The sequence below is a fragment of the Chamaesiphon sp. VAR_69_metabat_338 genome, assembly GCF_031423935.1.
In the GTDB taxonomy this organism is placed as follows: domain Bacteria; phylum Cyanobacteriota; class Cyanobacteriia; order Cyanobacteriales; family Chamaesiphonaceae; genus Chamaesiphon.
Window position 1 is genome coordinate 1 of sequence record NZ_JANPGM010000307.1, and the last position, 8,307, is coordinate 8,307.

At 46.6% G+C, this 8,307-nt stretch carries 6 protein-coding genes; all 6 read right to left on the bottom strand.

The annotated features are described in order from the left end of the window. Window positions 1-158: 158 nt before the first annotated feature. Entirely contained in the window at window positions 159-887 is a 729-nt protein-coding gene (locus tag RMO84_RS08905) for a prolipoprotein diacylglyceryl transferase family protein (RefSeq protein WP_310488123.1), read from the bottom strand. 116 nt (window positions 888-1,003) lie between these two features. After that, entirely contained in the window at window positions 1,004-1,618 is a 615-nt protein-coding gene (locus tag RMO84_RS08910) for a Uma2 family endonuclease (RefSeq protein WP_310488124.1), read from the bottom strand. Window positions 1,619-1,678: 60 nt separating this feature from the next. Then, window positions 1,679-3,274: an Hsp70 family protein gene (locus RMO84_RS08915; protein ID WP_310488125.1), complete on the bottom strand. Its 1,596-nt coding sequence runs from the start codon at window positions 3,272-3,274 to the stop codon at window positions 1,679-1,681. A gap of 178 nt (window positions 3,275-3,452) precedes the next feature. After that, on the bottom strand, window positions 3,453-4,433 hold the full coding sequence (locus tag RMO84_RS08920) for a serine protease (RefSeq protein WP_310488126.1): 981 nt from the start codon (window positions 4,431-4,433) through the stop codon (window positions 3,453-3,455). 42 nt (window positions 4,434-4,475) lie between these two features. Continuing rightward, window positions 4,476-4,628 (bottom strand): hypothetical protein, encoded by a 153-nt coding sequence (locus tag RMO84_RS08925; RefSeq protein WP_310488127.1) that lies wholly within the window; start codon window positions 4,626-4,628, stop codon window positions 4,476-4,478. A 181-nt stretch (window positions 4,629-4,809) separates the two neighbouring features. Continuing rightward, window positions 4,810-8,121, bottom strand: a complete 3,312-nt coding sequence (locus tag RMO84_RS08930) for a filamentous hemagglutinin N-terminal domain-containing protein (RefSeq protein ID WP_310488128.1) — start codon at window positions 8,119-8,121, stop codon at window positions 4,810-4,812. Window positions 8,122-8,307: the final 186 nt, after the last annotated feature.

An 8,307-nucleotide genomic window follows, 5' to 3' on the forward strand; every position in this document is an offset into this window, starting at 1 on the left:
CGCGCACGCCTTTGTTTCCCGACGGTTTAGCGAGACAAGACAGCGTAACGCACCAAAAACTAGTAAATCTATAGTCGATCGCGAATTAAGACAGTAAATAGAGGGTTTGGAAGCAAGCCTTATTATTTTCTCTAGCTCCCCCAGTCTCCCCGTCTCCCTTAGATCAGCCGCCGGATTGCTTGGCGATAATAGATTAAGCCTAGCAAACAAGCGATTTGGATCGCGCTCATGCCCAGCAGCGGATGAAAGTCGGGTTTGATAAAATCGATCGACCATCTAAAGGCTAAATAGCAAATCATATAAAAGCGAAATAGATCGCCTGGTAAGTAAGATTTGCGCGATCGATAATTGAGGAAAATTAGTAACCCCACCATAAAAATCGTCTCATATAGCTGCGTCGGATGACGCAAAATGCGATCGCCAAAATCTACTCCCCAGGGTAAAGATGTAGGCGTGCCATAGGTTTGGTCGCTCAATCCTGTTAAGAAACAACCGATTCGACCGATCGCGGTGCCAATAATTAGGGGATAGGCAAATACATCTCCCGTCGCTGTATCGATCTTAAGTAATTTCTTGGTAACTTCAACCCCAAAGGTTGCGCCGAGTAATGCGCCCACGATCGTTTTACCACTAAGTAGCAGCATTTCGATCCGCACCGCCCCACTCCACAACAAATCTAAATGTTGCATTACAGCCAGCATCTTCGCGCCCAGGATACCGCCGATTAAACCACCCGCAATAATTACCCCCCGCCGTTCGGATGGAATCGGGTTGTGTCGAAACCGCCGCAATGCCAACCGCAAGGCGACGAAGTACGCCATGCTCTCAAATAATGGGTGCGGATGAATCTTGACGGAACCAATGGTGAGATAAACAGGAAATTCCATGCACGCTGATGTTTTCCCCATCATAGGCTACTGAGATCGAGCGATTCTTTCAGATCGGCCACTTCTTGAAGTGGCTACTTCGCTAGCGATCGATCTTAATTAAGCCTCGATCGAGATTATGCTGGCGTGTCAAATTCGACATCTTCATAGATAGCCGCGATCGAGCATTCAAACTCAATACAGGGAAATTCAACCATCGTGGGATCGGCGATATCTTCACTGAAGTAAGGCGTTAATTCCCATTTTTGACGATCGTTCAAGCGATAACATTCGATCGCAATTTGACGTGGATCGATGATGATATATTCCTGAAGACTGGGCATCTGTCGATATTGTTTAAACTTTTCGCCTCTGTCATAACCTTCTGTGCCAGGTGATAAGACTTCAATAATGAGTTGAGGATAAGAAATTAGTTTTAGGGGAGCTTTCGGATCGCCTATCGACCGTCGAAAATCATCACTATTGCAAGTTACTACTAAATCTGGATAAAAGTATGGCCCTTTTGCACTTACTTGCACTTTCACATCATTTATAAATACTCGACATCCTTTACCCCGAAAGAATGTTCGCAACATAGCCACTAAATTAATTGCAACTTGATTGTGACCGAGCGTCCCACCTGTCATGGCATATACTTCACCATTTAAATATTCATGTTTGAATGGTTGTTCTTCCTCCCATGCTAGGTACTCAGTTGGGGACATGAATAATCTATCTACACTTGCAACCATTCCATCTACCTCCTGATTTGCGATTATTGTATTGTAATAAATCTTTCTTTAGCTTGCAAATCAACTTAATTCGGCGACGATCCCATCAGCTAAAAGCGTTTGATTAGTGAGCAAATCTTCGACACTAATTCGTAACTGCCGATCGCGATCGACATTGAATGATACTTTGACTCGATCGGTGCCTGGATAGCCTGCTGGTTCGAGTTTGGCGATGCTTCTACCACCATCGCGATCGTTTAAAGCTTTGACATCTTTGATGCCCCCAGTGAGGCAGCGTGTTACCAACCGATCGCCGTCGAAATAGACTTCAGTGCCGCCAGTTGTTGCGCCTAATTCGCCGATAATTAATTCAATGCTGGGTTGATTTTCCCGCGAGGCACCGAGCATTAATTCGACAGATTCGGACATCGGATAGGCTTGTCCCGATTGAATGATTGGGTGCCAATTGTGGGCATTGCGACGTTTATCCCAATAGCGGACGCCATAACTATGATAGAGAAAATCTTGAACTTCGATGCCTTGAAGTAATTGTAAAGCACCATGGGCGATCGCTTCAAATGGTTTGGATTGACGAATTTTACTCTCATCAAAATACTGACGTACCCAATTTTGCACGGCGGGAATTTGAACGGTACCGCCGACTAATAACACCCCATCGATATCATTAGTTTCGATACCTTGGCGGCGAGCTTGTTGGAGCACTTGCGTCATCGATTCATCTAATCTGTCGAAAAATTGATGGGATGTTAATACGCGATCGAATCTGTCGCGGGTGAGGCTAAATTCATAACTATCGAACGTGCGATCGTCAAAATAAGCTTCTGTGGCGATCGTTTGTAAGGAGAGTTGAATTTTGAGCTTTTCTGCCAAGCGGGTAATTAGTGGCGTGACTTTGACGCCTTGCGCCTGGGCTAATTCTTGGGCTACCCAATTATCGATATCCGTCCCGCCCAAATTTTGCCCTGCTTTAGCAATTACTCGCGCTAGTTGGGGTTGTTGAGTTGCCGCTTCGAGAGATTTATCGCCCCATTTTAAGAGGAAGCCGAGCGGCTTTTTACCTTGCTGGACTTGCTTGGTAAGCTGTACCAGCGATAAATCCAACGTACCCCCACCAAAATCGACCACTAGCAGGGTTTCGGCGGCAGTCATGCCATATCCCAAGGCGGCGGCTGTTGGCTCGTCAATCAGGCGGATACGTTCGACTGGGAGCAGATCGCAGACGCTGCTCAACCAGTTGCGATAGACCTCAAAACTATCCACAGGTACGGTTAAAACGAGAGATTCACCGACAGTTAACGACTGTTGCAACTGCTTGAGAATGCCAGTGAGAAATAGCTCACCCACCCGCTCGAAAGTCATCGTCACCCCGTCCAATTCCGGCAAAAAGCCCTGAATCTGCGCGCCAATCCCCCGCTTGAAGCCGCGAAAATAGCGATTGTCGCTCTGGAGATCCAGCCCGCGATCGCGTACCATTTGCCCTAATAAGACTCGATCGCTACTGCCATCCTCGATATAGACCAAACTAGGAATCAACGGTGGATTCAGCCCCCCGACTAAGGATAATCCCGGCAATGTCACCGTCTCGGCTTGTTGCGTCGCGGCATTCCACCGACTGATGACGGTATTACTAGTCCCAAAATCGATCGCGATGGCCATAGAAAGGGTAGTGTGAGGAGGCTATTTATTTAGCCTAGCATGACTATTCAGGCTCAAGAGGAGGAACCAGTGGAGTTTTCACGGCAATGCCAAAAATTTAAGGGGCAAGGGCAAATTGCTCGCCCTTACCCCTCGATCCGATCGCATCTAACCGATCGTTAAATTTGCCTTAAATCGCTCAATCAGGAGTTTGCTCGCTCACTTTCGTAACATCAAATATTTGCGAAGATTGACCTCTGGTGCGGACTTTCTGGATAAATTTCCGGTTGGGAGTACCGATGGTCATGGTTCGATCGCTCAGTTGATAGTTGAGTGGCGAATCATCGATCTTGGCACCCACAACCTCGGTAGCTTGGGGTTGCAGTTTCAAAAATGTCTGCATCGGAATCCCTAAGTTAAAGCCTGTCTTCTCATCATCAATGAGAGTAGGAACAGTATCTTTATTCCCTGCTTCGGCATTTTGACTATTGCGATCGCCTTGACCGTGGATGGCAATAATTCTACCAGCCGCGTCAAAGACTGGGCCGCCGCTCATCCCCGCTCTGGTGATATTTGTATAGGCGATATCGTAGCCATTGTTGCGAGCTTTGGGGTCGCGATCGCCTTCTTCGATCCGCGAGGAAATCATCCCGCCGGTAAATTGGAGCGCGATCCGCTTGATTGCTTGTCCGGGTTTCGGAAATCCGGCGACATAGACGGGGCTACCTTCATCGGCGTATTCCGAATTACCGATCGTCCCGATCGCAAACGTAGAGGTGCTCTCAAATGAGATCGTCGCTAAATCTACATCTGGCATTTTTTGAAAATTGTTGCGCATATCGAGATCGATTTTGACGCGTTTTTTCTCGCTGGCAGTATCGATCGGTACTGGTGTAACGATCTGATATTGACACTCGCTACACTTGACCACATGTCCCGCAGTCAAGACGGTATAAACATTTTGAGTGCCGCTTTCGGTGCGACCGATAATTACCCCCGAACCAAAGCTACCATCGGAGGATTCGATTCTGACAACAGTTTTTTTGGCGATCGCGCCAACTTCTCTAGCTAAAATAGCTCTGGCTTCCTGTCGAGCCGCCATAACTTGTGGCACTAATAGCACCGTAGTGGCTACTAAAAAAATCGGAACTAGATAACGATTGCAGGTATTAAAAAGCATAAATAATTTAAGTGTAGTGATTTTTATAGCGATCGGGGATGACTATTTCTGCGGGGCTGCCGGACAAGCTGCGCTCGGGCCGATCGGGTGTTGCTGTGCTACTGCGGCGACTAAAGTGACTCTTCCTCTGCCATCATAGACCAACCCGATCGCGGGTGGTGCGAGTTTGAATGGAGTTGTAACATTTTTAGCCATCGGGCTGGAGTTGGTGGCGCGATCGTCTTGGCAGATCGCATCGCTAGCCAGCGGATCTTTTGCCGATGGGGCCGATTTAGCCAGAGGAGGATGAAGATAGGTAAGTGAAATTTAGTTTTTAGCACGATGTTTATGGCAAAATTCGCTCGATGGACTTACGATCCAACCCGATCGGAAACGACTATTTCTGCTTGGTTTGCGGACAATTTACCTTCGTGCCGATCGATTGTCGATCGGTACCAGCAGCAACTAGCGTGACTTTGCCATTGCGATCTACAGTTAACCCGATCGCTGGTGGTGCGAGTTTGACGGGGTTATTGGTAGTGGTTTTAGTAGCTGCGCTAGCATTGGTGGCGCGATCGTCTTGCCAGATCTCATCACTAATGAGCGGATCTGTCGCAACTGTGGGCAATCCACCACGTCCGGTGATGGTTAATTTGTTTTGGCGGTTGCTAGCACCGCAGGCTTGGGAAATCTGAGTGCTGCTATCGATAGGCACCGTCGGCAGTTCGGTATTGTTTTTGCCTGGATCGATCCCTGGTGTGTTGATATTAACCGTGCCAGTTTGTCCAGTTCCAGAAAAGGCAGTAATGTCACTAATACCCGTTCTTGGTATCTTGCTAAATTCAATGCCAAATATACCTTGAGCTGTGATATTAATTTTGCCGCCAGCACCTTGAGTTGCATTAGCCGTAATATCACTGTCTTCATTGAGAAGAGCAACGAGTAGGATTGTTTTGATATCGACATTACCTCCATTCCCGTCAGCTTGTGGCGTGCTCAAAGCATTAGTCGAGATCTGGCTTTGACGACGGAGTAGGAGTAAATCATTACCAAAAATATTAATTTTGCCCCCCGACCCACCGTTAGATATCGCATCAATTTTACTCGTACCTAGAGTAATTAGTGGTGAAGAAATCGTGATATTTCCTGCCGCACCATTAGTATTATTGGTGACGATACTACTGCTATTCACCATTGAGATGCTATTTTGAGTGGAAATTTTCAAGTCAGCACTGGTATTCTTGGCTGCTAGTGAAATATCGCCGCGATCGAGATTTAGCTGCTTGCTGCTAATGGTAATGTTACCAGCACTATTACCAGGAAGTGCTACTTCACCCGCTGAAGTGATACCGCCACGATTTAATAGTGAGATCGTACCCCCAGCATCGATGGAGATATTACCCGCAGATCCCTGTCTGAAGCTACTACTAGAGATTTTGGATAAAGATTTGACTGTGTTGCCATTACTGTCAACGATCGCATCCGCAGCAGCCGGAGTATTTTTACCAGAAATTGTAATATCGCCAGTAGTTTTAATATCGATGTTGCCAGCATTTCCAGTGTTTGTGGGTATTCCGGTGGCAAAGCTTAAGATTTGACCTTCATTGAAGAGTAGCAATTCTCCGGCCTTAATGTTGATGCCAGCACTATTACCCTGTCCGCTGGGTTCGACATTACTGGCGATCGTATCTCGACTGCCAATTGATATTTTACCTGGCGTTTCGATCGTAATTTTGCCACCCTTACCCGTTCCAAACACACTACTAAAGATAATCGATGGAGAGAAATCATTCTCTACCAGCTTGAAGATAATCGGATCTAGAGAGCTATCTTCGTTGAGGGTAATATTTCCGGTTGTTTTGATATCAATATCACCAGCAGTGCCCTTGGGATTAGCAGTTGTAGGTTGGCCGTACGTTCCTAGAGAGCTACTAATTTGGCTGAAATTAGCAAGTATCAACTCTCCCGCACCGATCTTAATACCACCACTAACTCCACTACCATTTTCAATAATTTGACTCCGAATCGCAGCGCGATTGGTGACTGTTAACTTGCCAGGAGTAGTCACAGTCACTTTCCCCGCATTACCAGATCTGAAACTACTACTAGCAACAGACGAGAGGGGGATATATGCGTCATTACGAGTGCGAAAGACACCAGGACTTTTGCTTCCAGAAATGGTGATGTCTCCAGTTGTCGTAATATCGATATTCCCAGCATCTCCCCGCTCATTGGCAGTACTGGGAGCAGCCGCAGTTAAAATCTCGCCACCATTGAGTATTTGTAACGTGCCTGCATCGATTTTAATTCCCGAACTATCTCCAATTCCAGTTGTTTCAACCGTACTAGCGATCGTGTTCCGATCGCTAACTACAGCATTACCCCCAGCCGCAATGGTTACTTTGCCAGAATTACCGCGTCCGTAAGTACTAGCCGCAATTACAGACTCAGCATATTTCGGTCGATCGGTTATATCGGTAGGCGTGGGTTCGACTAGACTAAAATTGCCCAGTGCCTTAAGATCGACATCGCCACCGCGTCCGCTGCCATAGAGATCGGCAGAGATCTCCGATTTATCTGTGACGGTGATGTTATTGCCAACTAGTTTAATCCCGCCACCAGTGCCTTGAGCACCCGATCGCACGAGGTTAAATAGGGCTGCTCGTTGAATTAAAATATCGCCAGTGGCATTGAGACTGATATTCCCAATCGTTGCCGTCTTCGTACCGGAGTTGACATCCAATCCAGCATCTAATCCGCCTAGTGCCTGATTGATCTTACCGTCACCAGCATCGCTCGTAAATCGATCGCCAGATTTACTGACTTCGATCCGATTGGCACTAATGTTAATGCTACTGCCTGGAGATGTGGCATTGGGAAAGAAGACCGGATCGACTGGATTGAGAGTGCTCTTGGCGCGGACGCTGACACTCGCTCCATTGGTAATGGTGACATTGCTTCTGACTGGAGTAGTACTGTTAAATACCAAACCATCATTATTGACGCTCACCACCCCAGCAGTATTGAGTCCACCGATGTCTACTCGTCCGCCTGGTGCGATGATTTTGCCCCCATATAGATTGACATTACCACCAATTAAACCGATGTATTGGTTCTCGTTAGCAGTCTGCAACGTGCCAAAATTATTAATCGCGCCGCTCCCTGTCCCAATATTGAGACTAGCGACATTAAACAAGACACTCGGCGAAACTTTCAGTAACGCATCACCACTTTGATTCGTACCAAATGTAAACGTGCGTCCGCCACCATCGACTAGATTAATGCCATTGGCGGTACTGCTGGCGAAGGCTTTGCCAACATTCAACAATTGTGCGCCAGGGCCAAAAGTAATGCCATTGGGATTGATTAAGAAAAAGTTGGCACCATTGGTATTGAGAATACCGTTGATATCGGAGAATGAGCTACCAGTGACGCGAGTAATAATATCCCGAGTGTTGACTGGATTAACAAAGTTGACCTGTCCATTAGTAGGGACGGAAAAATCTGTAAAGCTATGAAATGTCGTTTGTCCTTTGGTTAAGCCGCCCGTAATATTTAAGTTATTATTACTGCCCGATACTGTCGTACCCAAACTCGGATCTGCAACTGGCGATCGATTTGATGGTGTATAGGTTTGGGACTGGGCGGGGAGGCTGTAAGCCAGATAAATTAGGGTAAGAATAGCCAGACAAGATTTAGTTTTTATCATAATATTTGAGTATAGATGAGCCGATCGATTAGAGATTGAATTACGCGATTGGGAAAAGGCTGAGATTGAAAAATAGAATAGTTTTAAACATCTGGCTCTAAGAGGATGTCTGAAAAGGTTGTCTGGTATGAATCGTAGATCCAAATCCCCCTAAATCCCCCTTAAAAAGGGGGACTTTAATTCCGG